Origin of the sequence: Agromyces soli (assembly GCF_022811605.1) — a bacterium.
GTDB lineage: Bacteria > Actinomycetota > Actinomycetes > Actinomycetales > Microbacteriaceae > Agromyces > Agromyces soli.
Map to the genome: position 1 here is coordinate 3,080,837 of NZ_CP094533.1, position 21,079 is coordinate 3,101,915.

The 21,079-nt window shown below is 71.3% G+C and carries 20 protein-coding genes and 1 tRNA gene; 10 read left to right on the forward strand and 11 right to left on the reverse strand.

The window, feature by feature from the left end; translation table 11 throughout:
* Positions 1–37 precede the first annotated feature (37 nt).
* From MTP13_RS14805 to MTP13_RS14830, 6 genes are all read left to right on the forward strand, one after another.
* The gene (locus tag MTP13_RS14805) at positions 38–1,129 is read left to right on the forward strand and encodes an ABC transporter ATP-binding protein (protein ID WP_243568458.1); all 1,092 of its coding nucleotides are present in this window, start codon (positions 38–40) and stop codon (positions 1,127–1,129) included.
* Positions 1,130–1,149: 20 nt separating this feature from the next.
* The gene (locus MTP13_RS14810) at positions 1,150–2,301 is read left to right on the forward strand and encodes a polyamine ABC transporter substrate-binding protein (RefSeq protein WP_243568459.1); all 1,152 of its coding nucleotides are present in this window, start codon (positions 1,150–1,152) and stop codon (positions 2,299–2,301) included.
* A 5-nt stretch (positions 2,302–2,306) separates the two neighbouring features.
* A complete protein-coding gene (locus tag MTP13_RS14815; RefSeq protein WP_243568460.1) occupies positions 2,307–3,263 on the forward strand; it encodes an ABC transporter permease in 957 nt (318 codons plus the stop codon).
* Positions 3,260–4,111, forward strand: a complete 852-nt coding sequence (locus MTP13_RS14820; protein WP_189086448.1) for an ABC transporter permease — start codon at positions 3,260–3,262, stop codon at positions 4,109–4,111. Before MTP13_RS14815 ends, MTP13_RS14820 begins: the two co-directional genes overlap by 4 nt.
* Positions 4,112–4,133: 22 nt before the next feature.
* A complete protein-coding gene (locus tag MTP13_RS14825; RefSeq protein WP_243568461.1) occupies positions 4,134–5,774 on the forward strand; it encodes an amidohydrolase in 1,641 nt (546 codons plus the stop codon).
* A gap of 138 nt (positions 5,775–5,912) precedes the next feature.
* Positions 5,913–6,398: a gluconokinase gene (locus MTP13_RS14830; protein ID WP_243568462.1), complete on the forward strand. Its 486-nt coding sequence runs from the start codon at positions 5,913–5,915 to the stop codon at positions 6,396–6,398.
* Between the two features lie 50 nt (positions 6,399–6,448).
* Here MTP13_RS14830 and MTP13_RS14835 read toward each other — a convergent pair whose 3' ends face one another.
* The 11 genes from MTP13_RS14835 to dusB all read right to left on the reverse strand — a co-directional run bounded on the left by MTP13_RS14835 (position 6,449) and on the right by dusB (position 18,972).
* Positions 6,449–6,616 carry a hypothetical protein gene (locus MTP13_RS14835; protein WP_243568463.1) on the reverse strand — a complete coding sequence of 56 codons (168 nt, stop codon included), beginning with the start codon at positions 6,614–6,616 and terminating at the stop codon, positions 6,449–6,451.
* Between the two features lie 113 nt (positions 6,617–6,729).
* A tRNA-Asn gene (locus MTP13_RS14840) sits at positions 6,730–6,802 on the reverse strand.
* A gap of 69 nt (positions 6,803–6,871) precedes the next feature.
* Positions 6,872–7,798 (reverse strand): NAD(P)-dependent oxidoreductase, encoded by a 927-nt coding sequence (locus MTP13_RS14845; RefSeq protein ID WP_243568464.1) that lies wholly within the window; start codon positions 7,796–7,798, stop codon positions 6,872–6,874.
* Between the two features lie 89 nt (positions 7,799–7,887).
* Positions 7,888–8,742, reverse strand: coding sequence for an ATP-binding cassette domain-containing protein (locus MTP13_RS14850; RefSeq protein WP_243568465.1), 855 nt, complete (start codon positions 8,740–8,742; stop codon positions 7,888–7,890).
* A gap of 2 nt (positions 8,743–8,744) precedes the next feature.
* Positions 8,745–10,433: an ABC transporter ATP-binding protein gene (locus MTP13_RS14855; RefSeq protein WP_243568466.1), complete on the reverse strand. Its 1,689-nt coding sequence runs from the start codon at positions 10,431–10,433 to the stop codon at positions 8,745–8,747.
* Positions 10,430–11,518 (reverse strand): ABC transporter permease, encoded by a 1,089-nt coding sequence (locus MTP13_RS14860; RefSeq protein ID WP_243568467.1) that lies wholly within the window; start codon positions 11,516–11,518, stop codon positions 10,430–10,432. Before MTP13_RS14860 ends, MTP13_RS14855 begins: the two co-directional genes overlap by 4 nt.
* Before the next feature lies 1 nt (position 11,519).
* Positions 11,520–12,611, reverse strand: coding sequence for an ABC transporter permease (locus tag MTP13_RS14865; protein ID WP_243568468.1), 1,092 nt, complete (start codon positions 12,609–12,611; stop codon positions 11,520–11,522).
* 96 nt (positions 12,612–12,707) lie between these two features.
* Complete coding sequence (locus MTP13_RS14870; RefSeq protein WP_243568469.1) at positions 12,708–14,339, reverse strand: ABC transporter substrate-binding protein; 1,632 nt, start codon at positions 14,337–14,339, stop codon at positions 12,708–12,710.
* A gap of 201 nt (positions 14,340–14,540) precedes the next feature.
* Complete coding sequence (gene dnaG, locus MTP13_RS14875) at positions 14,541–16,430, reverse strand: DNA primase (RefSeq protein ID WP_243568470.1); 1,890 nt, start codon at positions 16,428–16,430, stop codon at positions 14,541–14,543.
* 62 nt (positions 16,431–16,492) lie between these two features.
* Positions 16,493–17,755 (reverse strand): deoxyguanosinetriphosphate triphosphohydrolase, encoded by a 1,263-nt coding sequence (locus tag MTP13_RS14880; RefSeq protein ID WP_243570850.1) that lies wholly within the window; start codon positions 17,753–17,755, stop codon positions 16,493–16,495.
* A gap of 47 nt (positions 17,756–17,802) precedes the next feature.
* Positions 17,803–18,972 carry a tRNA dihydrouridine synthase DusB gene (gene dusB / locus MTP13_RS14885; RefSeq protein WP_243568471.1) on the reverse strand — a complete coding sequence of 390 codons (1,170 nt, stop codon included), beginning with the start codon at positions 18,970–18,972 and terminating at the stop codon, positions 17,803–17,805.
* Positions 18,973–19,063: 91 nt separating this feature from the next.
* Here dusB and MTP13_RS14890 point away from each other — a divergent pair, with 91 nt between their 5' ends.
* From MTP13_RS14890 to MTP13_RS14905, 4 genes are all read left to right on the forward strand, one after another.
* The gene (locus tag MTP13_RS14890; RefSeq protein ID WP_243568472.1) at positions 19,064–19,546 is read left to right on the forward strand and encodes an aminoacyl-tRNA deacylase; all 483 of its coding nucleotides are present in this window, start codon (positions 19,064–19,066) and stop codon (positions 19,544–19,546) included.
* A 67-nt stretch (positions 19,547–19,613) separates the two neighbouring features.
* Positions 19,614–20,279: a DsbA family oxidoreductase gene (locus tag MTP13_RS14895; RefSeq protein WP_243568473.1), complete on the forward strand. Its 666-nt coding sequence runs from the start codon at positions 19,614–19,616 to the stop codon at positions 20,277–20,279.
* The gene (locus MTP13_RS14900; RefSeq protein ID WP_243568474.1) at positions 20,276–20,443 is read left to right on the forward strand and encodes a hypothetical protein; all 168 of its coding nucleotides are present in this window, start codon (positions 20,276–20,278) and stop codon (positions 20,441–20,443) included. The genes MTP13_RS14895 and MTP13_RS14900 overlap by 4 nt, the downstream gene beginning before the upstream one ends.
* 71 nt (positions 20,444–20,514) lie before the next feature.
* Positions 20,515–21,078: a PadR family transcriptional regulator gene (locus MTP13_RS14905; protein WP_424221783.1), complete on the forward strand. Its 564-nt coding sequence runs from the start codon at positions 20,515–20,517 to the stop codon at positions 21,076–21,078.
* Position 21,079: the final 1 nt, after the last annotated feature.

Here is a 21,079-nt window from a genome sequence, read left to right on the forward strand (position 1 = left end):
GAGGGCCTGAGTTCCAACGACGCAACGGGAGAACGAGATGAGCACGGACGCGAGCGGCGGTTCGACCCTCGAACTGCGAGGCATCACCAAGCGGTTCGGCGGCAGCACCGTCGTCGACTCGCTCGACCTGATCCTCCGCCCCGGCGAGTTCGTCTCCCTGCTCGGCCCGTCCGGATGCGGCAAGACCACCACCCTGCGCATGATCGCCGGCTTCGAGCAGCCCGACCGCGGCAGCATTCTGCTCGACGGCGCGGAGATCGGCGGACTGCCCGCGAACAAGCGCGAGGTCAACACGGTCTTCCAGTCCTACGCGCTCTTCCCGCACCTCACCGTGGCCGGCAACGTCGCCTACGGACTCCGCCAGCGCCGCGTCGCCAAGGCCGAGATCGCCGAACGCGTCGCCGAGACGCTGCAGCTCGTGCGCCTGGACCGCTTCGCCGACCGCAAGCCCGCGCAGCTCTCGGGCGGGCAGCAGCAGCGCGTCGCCCTCGCCCGCGCCCTCGTCAACCGCCCCCGCGTGCTGCTCCTCGACGAGCCGCTCGCCGCGCTCGACCGCCAGCTTCGCGAAGAGGTCCAGATCGAGCTGCGCCTCATCCAGACCCGGCTTCGCACGACGTTCCTGTTCGTGACGCACGACCAGGGCGAGGCCCTTGCGATGAGCGACCGCGTCGCCATCATGAACGGCGGCCGCATCGAACAGCTCGACGAGCCCGAGGCGGTGTACGAGCGGCCGGCCACCCGGTTCGTCGCCGGCTTCGTCGGGCAGCAGAACTTCTTCGACGATGTGCGCACGGATTCGGGTGTGCTCGTCGACGCGGACGGCGTGCGGTTCCTCCCCGCCTCGACGCCCCCGGCCGGACCCGCCGCCACCGTCGCGATCCGACCGGAGGCGATCACGCTCCGCCCCGAGTCGGCGGAGATCCCGGTGAACGCCTGCGCCGGCGTCGTCGAGGCCGTCAACACGCTCGGCGACAGCCGTCAGTACGTGATCCGCGCCGCCTCCGGGCGCACCCTGGTGACCCGCTCCGCCCGAGTGACCGAACCCCAGCGTTTCAGCCCCGGCGAGCGGATCCTCGCCAGCTGGTCCCCCGACCACGTCGCGGTCTTCCCCGCGGCATCCGCAGCCTGACCTCGAAGGAGCGCACGACCATGACCGAGCACCGCATCCCCAAGATCCTCGTCCCGCGCTCCCGCGAGGGCGAATTCACCCGCCGGCTCTTCCTCACCGGCGTCGTCGGCGCCGGCGCGACGCTCGCGCTCGCAGCCTGCGCGCCCGACGGCGCGAACGGCGGCGGCTCCGGATCGGGCGGCGGCTCCGGCACGATGCGCGTCTACTCGTGGTCCGGCTACGACGCGCCCGAGAACCTGAAGGGCTTCGCGCCTGGCGTCGCGATCGACTCCTACTCCTCGAACGAGGAGATGATCGCCAAGCTCGTCGCCGCACGCGGCACGAGCGGCTACGACATCGTCATCCCGACCGGCGTCTTCGTGCCACAGATGGCCGAGAACGAGCTGCTCGAGAAGCTCGACCTCAGCCGGCTCAAGAACCTCGGCAACGTCGACGCGGCCTTCCTCGGCCAGGCGTGGGACCCGGACAACACCTACACGGTGCCCAAGTACTGGGGCACCACCGGCTTCGCGTACGACACCCGCGTGATCACCCGCGAGCTCGTCTCGTGGGACGACTTCATCGACGCGGCGAAGAACGAGGCCAGCGGCCGCACCTCGCTCGCGGACGACCCGGGCGAGATCTGCGCCATCCTCTGCTTCGCCCGCGGCTGGGACCAGAGCACCCAGGACGAGGGCGAGCTCGCGAAGATCCGCACCTTCCTCGTCGACGAGCTGGCCCAGCACATCTCGGCCTTCGACTCGGCGCCCGGCAGCGGGGCGATCCCGCAGGGCTCGCAGGCCCTCGTGCACACCTGGAACGGCGAGGCCCGGCGCGGCATCATGGCGAGCTCCGACCCCGACCGCTGGAAGTGGGTGCTGCCCACGCCCGACACCAACCTCTGGACCGACAACTGGGCCATCGTCAAGGGCGCCCAGAACGTCGACGCGGCCTACGAGTTCATCGACTACTCGCTCGGCCTCGAGCAGGCCGTGCGCAACACCGAGTACGTCGGCTACGGCACCGGCATCGGCGCCGCCGAGAGCCAGCTCGCCGCCGCGGACGCGCCACTGCTCGGCATGATCTTCCCGAGCGAGGAGGAGAAGCAGCGCATGTACACCGGTCAGATCAACGCCGCGCAGCAGACCCGCATGGAGATCGTCGCCGAGATGAAGGCGCGCGCGGGGGCATGAGCCGGATGGCGAGAACACGGACCTCCGGGCGCGGGCCGCGCGGGTCCTCCACGCTGCTCGCGGTGCCGGGCGGGATCTGGATGCTGGTCTTCTTCATCGTCCCGATCCTGGTCGTCGTGTGGTACAGCTTCGGGCAGAAGCCCGGCCTCTACGGCACGCACGACAACTCCGTGCTCTCGCTCGACCGCTACGGCGAGGCGTTGAGCGGGGCGTTCCTGCTCACCTTCGCGAACACCCTGCAGATCGCGGTGATCGGCACGCTCATCTGCGTGCTGATCGCCGTGCCCTTCTCCTACTGGCTCGCGGTCAAGGTGACGCCGAAGTGGCGCTACGTGGTCCTCGCGCTCGTGCTCGTGCCGTACTGGACGAACTTCCTCATCCGCACCCTCGGCTGGCAGATCCTGCTCGCACCGGAGGGCCCGGTGACCGTACTGCTCCGGCAGCTCGGGCTCGTGGACGCCGCGTTCTCGATGCTCTACACGAAGGGCGCGGTGCAGCTCGGCGTGGTCTACAACTACCTGCCCCTCATGATCCTGCCGATCTTCGTCGCCATGGAACGGCTCACGCCGGCCCTGCGCGAGGCCAGCAAGGACCTGGGCGCCGGGCGCTGGGGCACGTTCCGGCAGGTGACCCTGCCGCTCGCGGCCCCCGGCATCGTCGGCGGCGTCGTGCTCGTCTTCATCCCGCTCATGGGCGACTACATCACCGCCCAGGTACTCGGCGGCGCGAAGGGCAACATGGTCGGGCAGATGATCGCCGGCCAGTTCCAGCAGGGGCAGAACTGGGCGCTCGGCTCCGCGATGAGCGTGACCCTGATCCTGATCACCTTGCTCAGCGTCGTGCTCGTGGGCGCCGTCGGCATCGTCTGCGGCGCGATCCTCCGGGCCCGCCGCCGGCTGCCGATCGAACGAACCGCGGCCGGGGCGACGCCCGCCCGCACCGGGACGGAGGTGCCGGCATGACGGGCACGACGCGCGACCGCGCCACGAACCTGTCGCTGCGGATCTTCGGGATCCTGGTGCTGCTCTTCCTCTTCGCCCCCCTCCTCGTGATCCTCGTGTACTCGTTCAACTCGGGACGTCTGCTCGGCGCGTGGGAGGGCTTCGGGGTGAACGCCTACCAGACGGCGTTCAGCTCCCCCGACATCCTGCACGCGGTGGGCGTCTCGCTCCGCTCGAGCGTCGTCGCGACGCTGTTCGCGACGCTGCTCGGCTCGGCGCTGGGCGTCGCCATCGGCGTCCGCACGGGCACCGTCGTCTCGGTGATCGTCGGCGTGCTCGCCCTCGTGCTGGTCACCCCCGAGATCGTGCAGGCCGTCTCGCTGATGCCCTGGCTCACCTCGCTCAGCGTGGACTGGGGCATCGCCCCGCTCAACGACGGCATCCTCCGACTCGCGATCGGCCACTCGCTCTTCGCGACGGCCGTGGTGTCCTTCCTGGTGCGCGGCCGGGTGCGGGCCCTCGACCCGGCGCTCACCGAGGCCGCCGAGGACCTCTACGCCTCTCGCTGGAACAGCTTCCGGCAGATCCTGCTGCCGCAGCTCGCGCCCGCGATCGGCGCCGGTGCGCTGATGGCCTTCACCCTCAGCCTCGACAACACGATCATCTCCGCGTTCGTGCAGACCACGGGCAACACGCCCTGGCCGGTGTACGTGCTGAGCTCGCTGCGATCCGGCCTGCGCCCGGAGCTCGCCGCGATGGCCGCCGTGATGCTGATCGCCACCCTCGCGCTGCTCGCCCTGGCGGCAGCGGTCCTCGCCCGAGGAGGATCGGCGTCGAGCACGGCTCGCGCGCTGGTCGGCTCCGAATGACGACGCCTGGAAGGATCATCCGATGACCGCGAAGCTGACGATCGTCGACTGCACGCTGCCGCTCCTCGACGGCGGCGCACGGCGGCACGCCGTCACCGTCGAAGGCGAGCGCATCGCCCGGGTGGTGCCGATGGCGGAGCTCGGCTCCGCCCCCGGCGAGGTGCTCGACGCGGCCGGGCGCAGCCTGCTGCCCGGTTTCACCGACGCCCACGTGCACCTCGTGGAGTCCGGCATCGAGCTCGCCCGCTGCGACCTCTCGTCGAGCCGCTCGCGCGCCCATGCGCTCGAGCTCATCGACGACTACTGTCGGCGCATGCCGGACGAGCCGTGGATCGTCGGTCGGGGCTGGTCGCTCGACCACTTCGCCGACACCGCCATGATGCTCGTCGAGCTCGACCGGCTGACCGGCGAGCGCCCGGCCTACCTCTCGAACAAGGACGGCCACAGCGCCTGGGTCAACTCCGCCGCGCTGCGTCGGGCCGGCATCACCGCGGGCACCCCGGATCCGGATGGCGGACGCATCGAGCGCGACGCGTCCGGCGCCCCGAGCGGCCTGCTGCACGAGGGCGCCATGCTGCTCGTGGCCGAACTCATCCCGCCGCTCGACGAGGAGACGCGCTTCGCCGGCCTGCTCGCCGGCCAGCAGCGGTTCTTCTCCCTCGGCATCACGGGCTGGCAGGAGGCCATCGTCGGCGACTTCGTGCCGACCACCGACGTCGAGCGCAGCTATCGCCGGGCGATCGACTCGGGCGCCCTGCTCGGGCAGGTCACCGGGAACCTCTGGCTGCCCCGCACCGACCCCGCGGGCGCCCTCGACGAGCTCATCGCGCGCCGCGCGGCCTTCGCCGGCGACGAGCGGTTCCGCGCCAGCGGCGTGAAGATCATGTACGACGGCGTCTGCGAGACCCTCACCGGCGCCGTCTCGGTGCCCTACCTCGACCCGTCGGGGCAGCACTGCTCGGCGGCGGAGCCCAACCGCGGCATCACCTTCTTCGACCCCGTGGAGCTCGCCCCCGTCGTCGTCGAGCTCGATCGGGCCGGCTTCGACCTGCACGCGCACGTCATCGGCGATCGGGCGACGGACGAGGTGCTCACGATGATCGAGGCCGCGCAGCGGCAGAATCCCGTGCGCGACCGCCGGCATCAGCTCGCGCACCTGCAGCTGCTCAATCCCGGGCTGATCTCGCGCATGGCGGACGCCGGGGTGATCGCGAACGTGCAGCCCTACTGGGCGCAGGCCGACGCGCAGATGGTCGAGATGACGCTGCCCTTCCTCGACGCCTCGCTGCACGACCATCACTACGCCTTCCGCTCGCTCGAGCTCGCCGGGGTGCCGCTCGCCTTCGGCTCCGACTGGCCCGTGACCACGCCGAGCCCCTTCGACTGGATCCACGTCGCCGTGAACCGCAGCTACCCGGGCGACTCCACCGAGCCGTTCCTGCCGCACGAAGCTCTGTCGCGCGATTCCGCGCTGCGTGCGGCCACGAGCGGCGCAGCGCACGCGGTGCGTCAGGACGAGCTGCGCGGCCGCATCGAACCCGGCCTGCTCGCGGATCTCGTGCTCCTCGACACCGAGCTGCGCGAGGTGCCGGATGCCGAGCTGCACGCCGTGCAGGTGGACACCACTCTCGCGCGGGGTGCGGTCGTCTTCGAGCGGGGGTAGCGTCGTCGCGCCGCAGTCGGCGCCGCGCATCGTCCCACCAGCAGTAGATCCCCGGCCTCGCGGCCGGAAGGGAGAATCATCAACCTCGCGCCACACCCTTCGTCCGACGCAGGCTCGGCCCGCACGGGGCGCGGTCCCGTGCTCGTCGTCATGGGCGTCTCGGGAAGCGGCAAGACCACGTTCGCCGAACTCATCGCGCAGCGGCTGGGCTGGGACTTCCAGGAGGGCGACCGGCTGCATCCGGACGCGAACGTCGCCAAGATGGCGAGCGGAACCCCGCTGAGCGACGACGACCGCGAGCCATGGTTGGACCGGATCGCGGACTGGATCGACGCGCACCTCGACGCCGACCGCCCGGCCGTGATCACCTGCTCGGCGCTCAAGCGCGCCTACCGCGAGCGGCTGGCGCGTCCCGACGTCGTCTTCCTGCACCTCACGGGACCCCGCGAGCTCATCGCCGAGCGGCTCGGACAGCGCACCGGCCACTTCATGCCGTCGACGCTGCTCGACTCGCAGTTCGAGACGCTCGAACCGCTCGCAGCCGGCGAATCCGGCCTCGTCATCGACGTGCAGGGCACCCCGGAGCACGTGGTCGAGCACACGATCGCGCAACTCGGGCTCTGAGCCTTTTCCGCCACTGAGCGGTCTCGACGGGACCGCTGAGCGCCGCGTGATCAGTCCCCGTCGCCGCCCGCGTCGCCGCTCTCGGCGGCGGATGGCTCGGGCTGCTCGGCGACGCCCGCCGTCACCCCGCTCAGTGCATCGCCGGAACGCAGATTCGCCGCCTCGAGCGCCCGCTCGATGGCCAGATCCAGCGCGGGTTCGATCGGTTCCTCAGCCATGGTGCCTCCTCATGAGGACCGTACCCGCCGAGACGGCGGTCGGTCCAGGGCGAATGAGCGCGGGCTGGAACAAGAAAAACGGCCCGGCCTCCGAAGAGGCCGGGCCGCAGATGCTCCCCCACTTGGACTCGAACCAAGAACCTATCGGTTAACAGCCGATTGCTCTGCCAATTGAGCTATGGAGGATCGCTTGTTCAGCGACGACTACTCTAGCAAAGCCGCGCCCACTCTCCCAATCCGAGCGAAGCTCGCCACTCAGTAGCCGTGCTCGAGGTCGATCCGGCCGACGAACGGTCCGTCGCCGAGGAAGGCGCGCACGTTCTCGGCGACGCGGTCGGCGTAGAGCGGCGCCGTCATCTCCTCGGTATCGGCGACGTGCGGCGTGATCAGGCACTGCTCGAACGCCCAGAGCGGATGGCCCGCCGGCAACGGCTCCGGATCGGTCACGTCGAGCCCGGCACCGCCGAGTGCACCCGATTCCAGGGCGGCGACGAGCGCCGCCGTGTCGATGACCGCCCCGCGGCCGACGTTCACCACGACGGCGCCCGGGGCGAGCGCGGCGAGCACCTCGGCATCCACGATCCCCCGCGAGTCGTCGGTCAGCGCCGCGGCGACGAACAGCAGCTCCGCACCCCGCGCGGCCTCGGCGAGCTGTGCCACCGGCACGGTGCGCGCCGCACCGGGCACCGCGCCGTCGCGGCGGCGCACGACCGTGGCGCGCACGCGGAACGGCTCCAGCAGCCGCAGCAGCTCGACGGCGACGCCGCCGGCGCCGAGCACCACGATCTCCGCACCGTAGAGGCTGCGTCCGCGTTCGTCGGGCTCCCACGAGCTCGCCGCAGCGCGCCGCGGCAGCTCCCGGAGCAGGGCGAGTGCGAGGGCGAGCGCGTGCTCGGCGACGGGCTGTGCGTAGGCTCCCTTGCCGCTCGTCCACGTGCGGCCGTCGCCGCGGGCACCGGCGAGCAGCTCGGCGAAGGCGTCGACGCCCGCCCACGGCAGCTGCACCCAGCCGATGCCGGGCCGTTCGCGCAGGATCGCCGCGAGTTCCGCGGCGCCGTCGTTCGCGGTCCACACGAGTCCCCGGGTGTCGTCCCCGAGCGGCGCGAGCCGCCCGCCGGCGGATTCGACCGCGGCGCGAAGCTCCGCCGAGGCATCCGGAAGCACCGCGATCGGACCGGGCACGGGACGCTCCCCCGCCTCGGCCGCCTGTCGCGGCGCCGCGTCGGCGGCCCCGCGCACCGGACGATGCCGCGCGCCATCCCCGAGCGGACTCATGCGAGCGGCGGTTCGAGGTCTTCGATGACGGCGTGCCCGCCGTCGAGCGCACCCGCGAGGGCGCGGACGTACGGATGCCGCGGGTCGGAGAGCACCTCGTCGATCGTGCCGAGGGCGACGAGCGCGCCGTGGTCGAGCACGGCGATCCGGTCGGCGATGCGTCGCAGCACCGGCAGATCGTGGGTGATCACGATCGCCGAGAACGTGTGCCCCTGTCGCAGCTCGTTCACGAGCTGCGCGACGGAGTCCCGCACCGTCAGGTCGATGCCGGCGGTCGGCTCGTCGGCGATCAGCAGCGTGGGCTCGAGCACGAGCGCCCTGGCGAGCGCCACCCGCTGCCGCTGCCCGGCGGAGAGCTCGTACGGGTACTTGTCGAGGAAGCCGAGCGGCAGCCGCACCGAGTCGACCATCGTCGCCACCCGCGTCGCGAGCGCCCGCGCGTTGTAGTGCTGGTCCCGCTCCAGGATGGGCTCCGCCACGATCTCGCGCACCGATCGGTCGGCCGGCAGCGAATCGGCGGCCCCTTGGGCGAGATAGCCGACGTGCAGCGAGAACGCCGCCTGCTTGCGCCTGGGGAGCTTGCGCAGCCCGTGGCCGAGCACCGTCGCGTCGCCGCCCGTGATCACCGGCTGGCCGTCGCCGGCCCGCTGATCGAGGAACGACCCCGACAGCACCCGCGCGAGCGTGGACTTGCCGCTGCCGGCGCTGCCGAGGATCCCGAGCACCTCCCCCGGCGCGAGCGAGAAGGAGAGCCCGTGCACCGCGACGTGCGCGGGGCTCGGACCCTTCGCCGGGTACTCGACCGAGAGGTCGCTGAGGACGACGGGGTTCGTGTGTGCCGCGTTGCGCATCCTCAGCGGGCCTCCCGGAGACGACGGAGCTCCGCCCGGCGCTCGGCCTGCTCGACCGGGTCGGGCACGGGCAGCGAGGCGAGCAGGCGCTTCGTGTACGGGTCGCTCGGCGCCCCGAGCACCTCGGCGCCGGTGCCCTCCTCGACGAGCTCGCCGTGGTAGAGCACCGCGATGCGGTCGGCGAGCAGATCGACGACGGCGAGGTCGTGGCTGATGAACAGCGACGCGAAGCCGAACTCCTGCTGCAGCTCCCGGAACAGCTCGAGCACGCGCGCCTGCACCGACACGTCGAGCGCGCTCGTCGGCTCGTCGGCGATGAGGAGCTCGGGCTCGAGGGCGAGCGAGCGGGCGAGGCTCGCGCGCTGGCGCTGGCCGCCGGAGAGCTCGTGCGGGTAGCGGTCGCCGTACGCGCGCGGCAGCTGCACCGCCTCGAGCAGTTCGTCGACGCGCCCCCGAGCCTCCGCGGCGTCCGCCGCGCGCCCGTGGATCACGAGCGGTTCGGCGACGCACTCGGCGATGGTGAGCAGCGGGTTGAAGCTCGACGCCGGGTCCTGGAAGACGAAGCCGATCCGGCTCCGCGTGGGGCGGAAGTCGCGCTCGCGGATGCCGTTCATCTCGTGGCCGAGCACCTGCAGCGATCCACCGGTCACCTTGGTGAGCCCCGCGATCGCGCGGCCGATCGTCGTCTTGCCCGAGCCGGACTCGCCGACGAGGCCGAGCACCTCCCCCGGGCGGATGACGAGATCGACGCCGTCGACCGCGCGGAAGCCGGGCCGGCCGAACCGGCCGGGGTAGACGATCTCGAGCCCGCGGGCCTCGACGACGGGCGCGGCGCCCGCCCAGCCCTCGGCGCGGGCGGCGACGCGCTCGGCGGCGCGCGCCGTGCCGTGGCCCACGTGCGGCACCGCGGCCAGCAGCGCCTTCGTGTAGTCGGCCTGCGGCGCGGCGAACAGCTCGCGCACGGGCGCCTGCTCGACGAGCTTGCCCTGGTACATCACCGCGACGCGGTCGGCGAGATCGGCGACGACGCCCATGTTGTGCGTGATGAGCACGATCGCCGTGCCGAACTCGTCGCGGCAGCGCCGCAGCAGGTCGAGGATCTCGGCCTGCACGGTCACGTCGAGCGCGGTCGTCGGCTCGTCGGCGACGATGAGACCGGGGTCGAGCACGAGCGCCATCGCGATCACGATGCGCTGCTTCTGCCCGCCGGAGAACTGGTGCGGGAAGTGGTCGATGCGCTCCTCGGGGTCGGGGATGCCGACCCGGCCGAGCATCTCGATCGCCCTGCGGCGCGCCTCCTTCTTCGAGACCTCGCCGTGGGCGCGGAGCCCCTCCATGATCTGCCAGCCCACCGTGTACACGGGGTTCAGCGCCGTCGAGGGCTCCTGGAACACCATGGCGACATCGGTGCCGCGGATGTCGCGCAGCTGCTGCTTCCCGAGCGAGATGACGTCTCTCTCGCGCGTGCCCTCCCGGTTCGACAGGAGCACGGCGCCGCTCGTGGTCGCCGTCTCCGGCAGCAGCCCGAGGATGGTCTTGGCGGTGACGGTCTTGCCGCTGCCGGACTCGCCGACGATGGCGAGCACCTCGCCGCGGGCGACCTCGAGCGAGACGTCGTCGACCGCCTTCACCGCGCCCGCGTCGGTGGCGAACGAGACGCCCAGGTTCTTGATCTCGACGACCGTGCTCATCGCTTGACCTCGATTCCGTGCTCGTCGAACGATTCGCCGTTCTCGAGGCCGTCGAGGCCCCCGGGTCCGGCCGAGAGGGTGCCGCCGGGGACGACCGAGGTCTCGGCGACCTGGCCGGCGGCCTGCGCGACGCGGCGGCGACCGCGCAGGCGCGGGTCGGCCAGGTCGTTCAGGCTCTCGCCGACGAGCGTGATGCCGAGCACCGCGAGGACGATGGCGAGACCCGGGTAGAGCGAGGTCCACCAGATGCCGCTCGTGACGTCCGAGAGCGCCTTGTTGAGGTCGTAGCCCCACTCGGCGGCGGCCGTCGGCTCGATGCCGAAGCCGAGGAAGCCGAGGCCCGCGAGCGTGAGGATCGCCTCCGAGGAGTTCAGCGTGAAGATGAGCGGCAGCGTGCGGGTGGCGTTGCGCAGCACGTGCCGGAACATGATCCGGCCGTTCGACGCGCCCAGCACCTTCGCCGACTCGACGTAGGCCTCCGCCTTGATCCGCACGGTCTCCGCCCGGATCACCCGGAAGTACTGCGGGATGAACACGACGGTGATCGAGAGCGCCGCGGCGAGGATGCCGCCCCACAGGCTCGACTGGCCGCCGGAGATCATGATCGACAGCGCGATCGCGAGCAGCAGCGAGGGGAAGGCGTAGATCGCGTCGCAGACGACGACGAGCACCCGGTCGAACCAGCCGCCGAAGTAGCCGGAGACGAGGCCGAGCAGCACGCCGGCGATGATCGAGGCGATCACGGCGACGATGATCACGAGCAGCGCGGTCTGCGCGCCCCAGATCACTCGGGACAGCACGTCGTAGCCGCCGACGGTGGTGCCGAAGGGGTGCTCGGCCGAGGGGGCCTGCTGGCTGCCGAAGGCGCCGTCCTCGCCGCGGAGCTGAGCGAAGCCGTAGGGCGCGAGCAGCGGCGCGAAGATCGCGGTCAGGATGAACAGCCCCGTGATGACGAGACCGGCGACGAGCATGCCGCGCTGCAGGCCGACGCTCTGGCGTAGCTGGTGCACGACCGGCAGGCGGTCGCGCAGCCGGCGCTTCGGCACGGCGCCAGCGGTCGCGGAAGTGGCGGTGGTGGCGGTCATCTCAGTACCTCACCCTCGGGTCGATGAGCGCCGCGATGATGTCGACGACGAAGTTGGTGAGCGCGACGATGACGGCGAGCATGGCGACGATGCCCTGCACGGCCGCGAAGTCGCGGGCTTTCAGGAACTCGGCGAGCATGAAGCCGAGCCCCTTCCACTCGAAGGTCGTCTCAGTCAGCACCGCCCCGCCGAGCAGCAGCGCGATCTGCAGGCCGATGACCGTCACGATCGGGATGAGCGCGGGCCGGTAGGCGTGCTTCGTCACGAGTCGGCGCTCGGCGACGCCCCGCGAGCGGGCCGCGTCGACGTAGTCGGTCGACAGCGTGCCGATCACGTTCGTGCGCACGAGCCGCAGGAAGACGCCCGCGGTGAGCAGGCCGAGCGCGATCGCCGGGAGCACGGCGTGCCGGAGCACGTCGCCGATGACGGCCGGATCGCCCGTCAGGAACGCGTCGATGGTGTAGATGCCGGTGCTGAACGGCAGGAACTGCATCTCGAGCTCCGAGCCGGTCGACGCGCGGCCGGCGACCGGCAGCACGCCGAGCCAGACCGAGAAGACGAGCTTCAGGAGCATGCCGGCGAAGAACACCGGGGTGGCGTAGCAGAGGATTGCGAACACGCGCAGCACCGCGTCGCCCCAGCGGTCGCGCACGTAGGCGGCGACCATGCCGAGCGGGATGCCGACGATGAAGGCCACGACGAGCGCGTAGAACGCAAGCTCGAGGGTGGCGGTGCCGTAGGTCACGAGGATCTCGACGACCGGCCGGTTGTCGCCGGTGGTGCCGAAGTTGCCGGTGAAGATCTGGCCGAGGTACTCCACGTACTGCACGATCCAGGGCCGGTCGTAGCCGGCGTTGTGGATCGCCTCGGCGAGCTGCGCGGGCGGCAGCTTGTCGCCGAGCTTCGCGGTGATCGGGTCGCCGGTCGCCCGCATGACGATGAAGACCACCGTCACGAGGATGAAGACCGTCGGGATGATCAGCAGGGCGCGCATCGCGATGTACCTGCCGAGGCTGCTTCCGCCTGAGGATCTCTCCTGGCGTCGGGGGGCGCCACCCGGGGTGGTCGGCGGCGCGGTCGTCGTTGAGCTCATGTTCGCCTATCGTCGGGACGGAACGAAAGGCGGCCCGCCCTCGGAAGAGGCGGGCCGCCCGTTCGGTTCTTCGGAAACCTTACCGGCTGTCGGGGATCACCCCTTGGCCAGCGCGGCGTAGCGGAACTTGAACGACGCGTCGAGGGTGCCCTCGGCGCCCGTCACGTCGGCTCCGACGACCGCGACCTGCGCGCCCTGGAGGTACGGCACGGTCGACAGGTCGGCCGCCACCTTCTCCTGGATCTGCTCGATGAGCGCGGTGCGCTCGGCCGGGTCGGCCGTGACCGCCTGCTGCAGGATGAGGTCGTTGACCTCCTGGTTGTTGTAGTGGTTCGCCAGGAAGTTCTCGATCAGGAAGAACGGCGTGAGGTAGTTGTCCGCGTCCGAGTAGTCCGGGAACCAGCCGAGCTGGTAGGCCGGGTACACGTCCGAGCTGCGGTCCTTCGAGTACTGCACCCACTCGGTGGTCTGCAGGTTCACCTTGAAGAGGCCGGATGCCTCGAGCTGGTCCTTGATGAGCGCGTACTCGTCGCCCGAGGACGGGCCGTAGTGGTCGTTCGAGTACTGCAGGTTCAGCTCGACCGGGACGGTCACGCCGGCGGCCTCGAGGCTCGCCTTCGCCTTGTCCGCGTCGGGGCCGCCGTTGCCGTCGCCGTAGAGCGGCTTCAGCGCGTCGACCTGGCCGGTGAGGCCCGCGGGAACGTAGGAGTACAGCGGGGTGTAGGTGCCCTTGTAGACCTGCGTGGCGATCTCGTCGCGGTCGATGAGGTCCGCGACCGCCTGGCGGACGGCGAGCGCCTTGGCCGGGTCGGCCTCGGGCGTCGTCGCACCGTACGGCTGGGTGTTGAAGTTGAAGACGATGTAGCGGATCTCGCCGCCGGGGCCGTCGACGACCTTCACCTTGTCGTTCTTCTTGAGGTCGTCGATGTCGGTGGCGGAGAGGCTCCGGAACGCGACGTCGATGTTGCCCTCCTGCACGTCGAGCTTGAGGTTCGACGAGTCGGCGTAGTACTTGACGTTGACCTTGTCGGTCTTCGGGGCGCCGAGGATGCCCTCGTAGTCGGGGTTCGCCGCGTACGAGATGAGCTCGTTCATCTTGTAGCTGGTGATGACGTACTGGCCGGCGAAGGCCTCGCCCTTGACGATCTCGTCGTCGGTGGTCAGCGCGTCGGCCGAGAAGACGTCCTCGTCGACGATCGGGCCCACCGGGCTCGAGAGGATCTGCGGGAAGATCTGGTCGTTCTCGCTCTTCAGGTGGAAGACGACGGTGGTGTCGTCGACCGCCTCGACGGAGTCGAGGTTGTAGAGCAGCGACGACGGGCCGTTCTCGTCGGCGATCTTCAGCTGGCGGTCGAAGGAGAACTTCACGTCCGAGGAGGTGAGGTCGTTGCCGTTGGCCCACTTCAGGCCCGGCTTCAGCTTCACGGTGTACTCGGTCGGCGCGGTGAACTCCGCGGACTCCGCGATGTCGGGCTCGACGTCGGGGCTGCCGTAGGGGGTGTTCATGAGGAACGGGAACACCTGGTTCATCACGGCGAACGAGCCGTTGTCGTACGAACCGGCCGGGTCGAGCGTCGTGATCTTGTCGGTCGTGCCGATGGTGATCGAGTCACCGCCGCCCGAGCCGTTCGAACCGCCGGCCGAGCAGCCCGCGAGCGCGAGCGCCGCGATCGAGAGTCCGGCGACGGCGACGATGCCGCGACGCGCGGTAGTGGATGCGGATGTCATATCCGGGTCCCTCTTCCTGTCAGAGTTCATCGCGGACCAGCGCCCGGTCCGGCGCTCGCCCGCGATTCGATATCCCCAACACCTAGCACACGGGGGCTGGAAACATGCACGGCGGGGAGCTGCGACGGAGGAATGTTTACCGATCTGCAACCAAGCACGCAAGGGATGCGCGTCAGTGCGCGGGCGGACGGATGGCCCGCCTCACTCGGCGCGAAGGGCCACCCGTTCGCGGTCGATCTCGACGATGGCGCGCTGCAGCATCTCGTAGCTCGCCCGGTCCTCCGCGGCGAGCCGGGTCAGCCGGCCCATCAGCTCGACCTTCTGGCGCAGCAGCTCCCGATCGACGAGCGAGGAGAGCACGCCGCGCACCCAGCCGGCGATCGCGGCCTCGTTGCGCTGCGGGACGGGCAGCACCGCGAGCTGCTGCACGATGCTCGCGAAGGGCGCCGGCACCTGGCCGATGACGCGGTCGACCGTGATCGCCTCGACGCCGCCCGCCAGGGCCGCGGCGATGCCGTCGCGCACGACGGCGAGCGAGGGGTTCTCGAAGCGCGCCTCCGCGGCGTGCGCGAGCAGGGCGGGATCGGCGGAGCCCGGGTACTGCAGCATCGCCTGGAGCGCCTCGCGCTCGAGGCGCGTCGAGGGATCGTTGGGCAGCTCGGAGATCGAGAACGGGCGCGCCGAGGCATCCGCCCGCGCCTCGACCTGGCCGCCGTCGTTCGCCCCAGGCGCCCGCCGCTCCCCTTGGCCGCGGTCGCGCTCCCCCGAGCGGCTGCGGCTCGTCGCCGCCTTGACCGCACGGCCTACCTCGCCGAGGTCCATGCCGAGCATGCGCGCGAGCTCGCGCGAGTAGCCGGGGCGCAGCGCGGGGTCGCGAATCTCGGCGACGACCGGCGCGGACTGGCGCAGCGCCGACACCCGGCCCTCGACCGTGTCGAGGTCGTAGCGGGCGACGATCTGGCGCAGCACGAACTCGAACATCGGCACCTTGGTGTCGACGAGCGTGCGCACCGCGTGATCGCCGCGGGCCAGCCGCAGGTCGCAGGGGTCGAGCCCGTCGGGCGCGACGGCGACGAAGGTCTGCGCGGCGAAGCGCTGCTCCTCGGCGAAGGCGCGCATCGCGGCCTTCTGCCCGGCCTCGTCGCCGTCGAAGGTGAACACGACCTCGCCCACGCCGGAATCGTCGCCGAGCACGCGCCGGAGCACCTTGATGTGGTCGACGCCGAACGCGGTGCCGCACGTCGCGATCGCGGTCGTGACCCCGGCCAGATGGCAGGCCATGACGTCGGTGTAGCCCTCGACGACGACGACGCGCTGCGAGCGGGAGATGTCGCGCTTGGCGAGATCGAGCCCGTACAGCACCTGCGCCTTGTGGTAGATCGCGGTCTCGGGCGTGTTCAGGTACTTCGGGCCGTTGTCATCCTCGAGGAGCCGCCGGGCGCCGAAGCCCACGGTCTGCCCGGTGACGTCGCGGATCGGCCAGACGAGGCGGCCTCGGAAGCGGTCGTAGACGCCGCGGTCGCCCTGCGAGACGAGCCCGGCCGCCGCGAGCTCCTCGGTCGAGAAGCCGCGCCCCCGGAGGTGCTTCGTGAGAGCGTCCCAGCTCTTCGGTGCGAAGCCCACGCCGAAGCGCTTGGCCGCCTCGGCGTCGAATCCGCGCTCGCCGAGGAACCGGCGGCCCACCTCGGCGATGGGCTGCAGCAGCTGCTCGGCGAAGAACTCCGCCGCCGCCTGGTTCGCCGCGAGGAGCCGGGCCCGGTTGCCGTGGTCGCTCGCCTGGCCGCCGTCCTCGTAGTGCAGCTCGTAGCCGAGGCGTCCCGCGAGCCGCTCGACGGCCTCGGTGAACGAGACGTGGTCCATCTTCTGCAGGAAGCTGTAGACGTCACCCGACTCGCCGCAGCCGAAGCAGTGGTAGAAACCGACCCCGGGGCGCACGTTGAAGCTAGGGCTGCGCTCGTCGTGGAACGGGCAGAGGCCCTTCATGGAGCCGACGCCGGCGGACTTCAGACTCACGTACTCGCCGATGATGTCGGCGATGTTCGTGCGGGATTTCACCTCTTCGACATCGCTCTGTCGAATTCGGCCCGCCATGCTCACATCCTATGCTCAGCCGGACCCTCCGGGGCCCGTTCCCGACGCGCCGCCGCCGCGCGTCAGCGCTGCACGAGCCGCTCGTGCCAGGCGAGCGCCGACTGGTCGGTGAGGCTCTGCACCTGATCGACGACGACCCGCTTGCGCGCGGCGTCGTCGCCCGCGGCCCGCCAGTCCTCGGCGAGGCCCGGGTCGAGGTGCTGCTCCCCAGTCTCGAGGAGGACGTCGGCCAGCGAGGTCAGCACCTCGCGCTGCTGCCGGTAGATCGGCTGCCGCGTGTTGCGGGACATCACGAAGGCCGCGACGATGCCCTTGAGCACGGCGATCTCGGCCTGGATCTCGCGGGGCACCACGACGTCGCCGTCGAAGCGGATGAGGCTCGCCACCGGGAACGCCGCCCGGGTGGCCTCGGTCGCGGCGTGCGCGAACCGGCCGATGAGCTGGCTCGTGAGGTTCTTGAGCCGCGCCTGGTCGAGCCGGCTGCCGCTCCACGTGTCGAGCCAGACGTCGAGCGAGTCGAGGCGGTCGAACGCCGCCATCAGCTCGTCGTGCGAGTGCTGTCCGCCGATCCACTCGTACATCGAGGCGACGAGCTCGTCGTGGTCGACGCGACGGCCGAGCGCCTCGACGTCGAGGTAGCCGTTGACGACGGCGTCCTCGAAGTCGTGCACCGAGTAGGCGATGTCGTCGGAGAGGTCCATCACCTGCGCCTCGATGCAGAGCCGCCGCTCGGGCGCCCCGGCCCGCAGCCACTCGAACACCGCGACGTCGTCGTGGTAGAAGCCGAACTTCTGCCGCCCGGACGGGTCGGCGACGCCCTGCTCCTCGGGCCAGGGGTACTTGCAGCTCGCGTCGAGGCTCGCCCGGGTGAGATTCAGCCCGTAGCTGCGGCCGTCGGCGTCGAACACCTTCGGCTCGAGCCTGGTGAGGATGCGCAGCGTCTGCGCGTTGCCCTCGAAACCGCCGATGTCGGCCGACCAGGCGTTCAGCGCCTTCTCGCCGTTGTGTCCGAAGGGCGGATGCCCGAGGTCGTGCGCGAGGCACGCCGTGTCGACGACGTCGGGATCGAGGGCGAGGTTGGCGGCGAGCTCGCGACCGATCTGGGCGACCTCGAGCGAGTGGGTCAGCCGGTTGCGCGCGAAGTCGAGGCCGGCGGTGGGGCTCAGCACCTGGGTCTTCGCCGCGAGCCGGCGCAGCGCGCTCGAGTGCAGCAGGCGCGCCCGATCGCGGGCGAAGTCGCTGCGGCGCGAGGAGTGCTGCTCGGGCAGCAGCCGCTCGGCGTCGACCTCGCCGTAGCCGCCGAAGAGCCCGGCATCGCCGAGCAGCTCTGCGCCGCCGAAGAGGCGGTCGCCGAAGGCCGGGATCGTCACGCTCAGCCGCCGCTCGTGTCGAGTTCGGCGTCGACGAGCGTCACGCGGTCGTGCCCGGCGAGCTCCTGCGAGTCGAGCCAGCCGTCGGGCAGGGCGGGGTTCTTCGGGGTGCCGGCGCGACCGCGCGGGCCCTCCGCCCCCTCGCCCGGGTACGGCATCGACCAGTCGAGCGTGCCGAGCAGGTCGTCGAGCATCTGCAGCGACTCGACGGTGGCGAGCCGGGCGCGCAGCTCGCCGCCGACCGGGTAGCCCTTGAAGTACCAGGCGACGTGCTTGCGGATGTCGCGGCAGCCGCGCTCCTCGCTGTCGAAGAACTCGGCGAGCAGCTCCGCGTGCCGGCGGAAGGTCTGCGCGACCTGGCCGAGGCTCGGCTGGAAGAGGCTCGCCGTGCCGTCGGCCAGCTGGCCCCGGAACCCCGCCGCGAGATCGCCGAACAGCCAGGGGCGGCCGAGGCATCCGCGACCGACGACGACGCCGTCGCACCCCGTCTCGGCGACCATGCGCAGCGCATCGTCGGCCGACCAGATGTCGCCGTTGCCGAGCACGGGCACCGAGGTGACCGTCTCTTTCAGCTTCGTGATCGCCGACCAGTCGGCGTGCCCCGAGTAGAACTCGGCCGCGGTGCGCGCGTGCAGCGCGATCGAGGCGACGCCTGCGCCCTCGGCGATGCGCCCCGCCTCGAGGTAGGTCAGGTGATCGGCGTCGATGCCCTTGCGCATCTTGATCGTGAGCGGGATGTCGCCCGCGGCCCGCACTGCGCCCTCGACGATGTCGCGGAACAGCCCGTTCTTCCACGGCAGGGCGGCGCCGCCGCCCTTGCGGGTGACCTTCGGCACCGGGCAGCCGAAGTTCAGGTCGATGTGGTCGGCGCGGTCCTCGGCGACGAGCATCGTCACGGCCTCGGACACGGTCTTCGGGTCGACGCCGTAGAGCTGGATGGACCGCGGCGTCTCGGACTCGTGGTGGGTGATGAGCCGCATCGACTCGGGCGTGCGCTCGACGAGCGCGCGGCTCGTGATCATCTCGGAGACGTAGAGGCCGGCACCGAACTCGCGGCAGAGCCGGCGGAACGCGGTGTTCGTGATGCCCGCCATCGGGGCGAGCACCACGGGCACGTCGAGCTCGAGCGCGCCGATCGTGAGCGGCGTGACGGTGGCGGGGATCGTTGACATCCCTTCGATTCTTCCAGATCCCGGTCCGCAGGCCGCCCGTTCCCGCGCGGCGCGTAGGATTCGAACCGGATCGAGCGATGTGGAGGACGAGATGACGGACGCGCCCCTTTCCGGCGTCGAGCGGGTGCGAGCCGACGCGGCCGCCCGCGGACTCGAGATCGAGATCATCGCTCGCCCCGCCGCTCGAAGCCTCGAGGAGGCGGCCGAGCTGCTCGGCATCTCCCCCGGCGAGATCGTCAAATCCCTCGTCGTCAAGCGCAGCGACGGCAGCTACCTCTTCGCCCTCGTGCCCGGCGGCCGCAAGATCAGCTGGCCGAAGCTGCGGGCGCTCGTCGGCGTCAACAAGCTGCAGCTGCCCGACGCCTCGCTCGCGCTCGCCGCGACCGGCTACGAGCGCGGCACGATCACCCCGCTCGGCTCGACCACCGCCTGGCCGGTGTACGCCGACGAGACGATCGCCGGCCGGCGCGTCTCGATGGGGGCCGGCGAGCACGGCCGCAGCCTCTTCGTCGACGCCGACGCGCTCATCGCGGCGTACGGCGCGACCGTCGCGGACCTCAGCGACCCGGAGTAGCGCTCGCCGAGAAGGACCGTCCGCGGCGAACGGGAATGCCGCGCGCGGTCCGTGCGTTCGCATCGATGTGAGCACTCCCATCAAGATCGACATCTGGTCCGACATCGCCTGCCCCTGGTGCTACATCGGCAAGCGCCACTTCGAAGCGGGCGTCGCCGCCCTGGGCGATGACGCCCCCGAGATCGAGGTGGAGTACCACTCCTTCGAACTCGCCCCCGACACGCCCGTCGACTTCGAGGGCAGCGAGATCGACTTCCTCGCGAAGCACAAGGGCATGCCGGCCGAGCGGGTGCAGCAGATGCTGCAGCACGTCACCGGCGTCGCCGCGAACGCGGGCCTCGACTACGACTTCGACGCCCTCCAGCACACCAAGACGCTCAAGGCGCACGAGCTGCTGCACTTCGCGAAGTCCGAGGGCCGCCAGCTCGAGCTCGCGGAGCGCCTGTTCCGCGCCTACTTCACCGAGGGTCGGCATGTCGGCCGCGTCGACGAGCTCGTCGCGCTCGCCGCCGATGCGGGCCTCGACGCCGACGCCGCGCGCGAGGCCCTCGAGTCCGGTCGTTTCGCCGCGGCCGTCCAGGCCGACATCGCCCAGGCGGGCGCGTACGGCATCAACGGCGTGCCCTTCTTCGTCATCGACGGCAAGTACGGCGTCTCCGGCGCCCAGCCCGCCGAGGTCTTCGGCCAGGTGCTCACCCAGGTGGCCGGCGAGCGGGACGGGGCGGTCGCGTGACCGCGGCCGACGCTTCGACCGCGGTGGCCGCGACGGATGCCTCGGCCGGCGCGCCCGCCGAGGCATCCGCCTCGCCGTTCACGATGGTGACCGGCGCCCCCGGCGCCATGGTCTGCGAGGGCGACGTCTGCTTCGTGCCCGGTGCTGACGCCGCCACCGAGTAGGCGGCCCCTTCCCTCCCCGCGCCGAACGATATATCGTTGAGTATCGTTCGTAGCTCAGCATGGAGGTCACCATGAACGGACAGCGCCCGAGCGGCGGTTTCAGCGGCACCGGGTTCCCCGGCGACGGCCCCGGCCAGATGCTCTGGGAGGCGATGTCGCAGTTGCGCTCCTCCCTCGACCCGCGCGGCGGCGGCTCCCGCATGGCGCGCGGCGACGTGCGCCAGGCCGTGCTCGTCCTGCTCGCCGAGGAGCCGATGCACGGCTACCAGATCATCCGCGAGATCGAGGAGCGCAGCGGCGGCAGCTGGAAGCCCAGCGCCGGCTCGGTCTACCCGACCTTGCAGCTGCTCGCCGACGAGGGGCTGATCACGGCCGAGGAGCTCCGCGGCCGCAAGACCTACTCCCTCACGGAGGCCGGCCGCGCCGAAGCCGATGCGGGCGCCGATCGACCCGCACCCTGGGAGTCGGGCACCCGCGGCGCCGCCCCGCACGCGGCGCTGTCCAAGGCCGGCATCGAGCTCGCCTCGGCGGCCGCGCAGCTCGGCCGCACCGGCACGCCGGAGCAGCTCGAGCAGGCGGTGCGCGAGCTCGACGACACTCGCCGGCGGCTCTACTCGATCCTCGCCCAGGACTGAC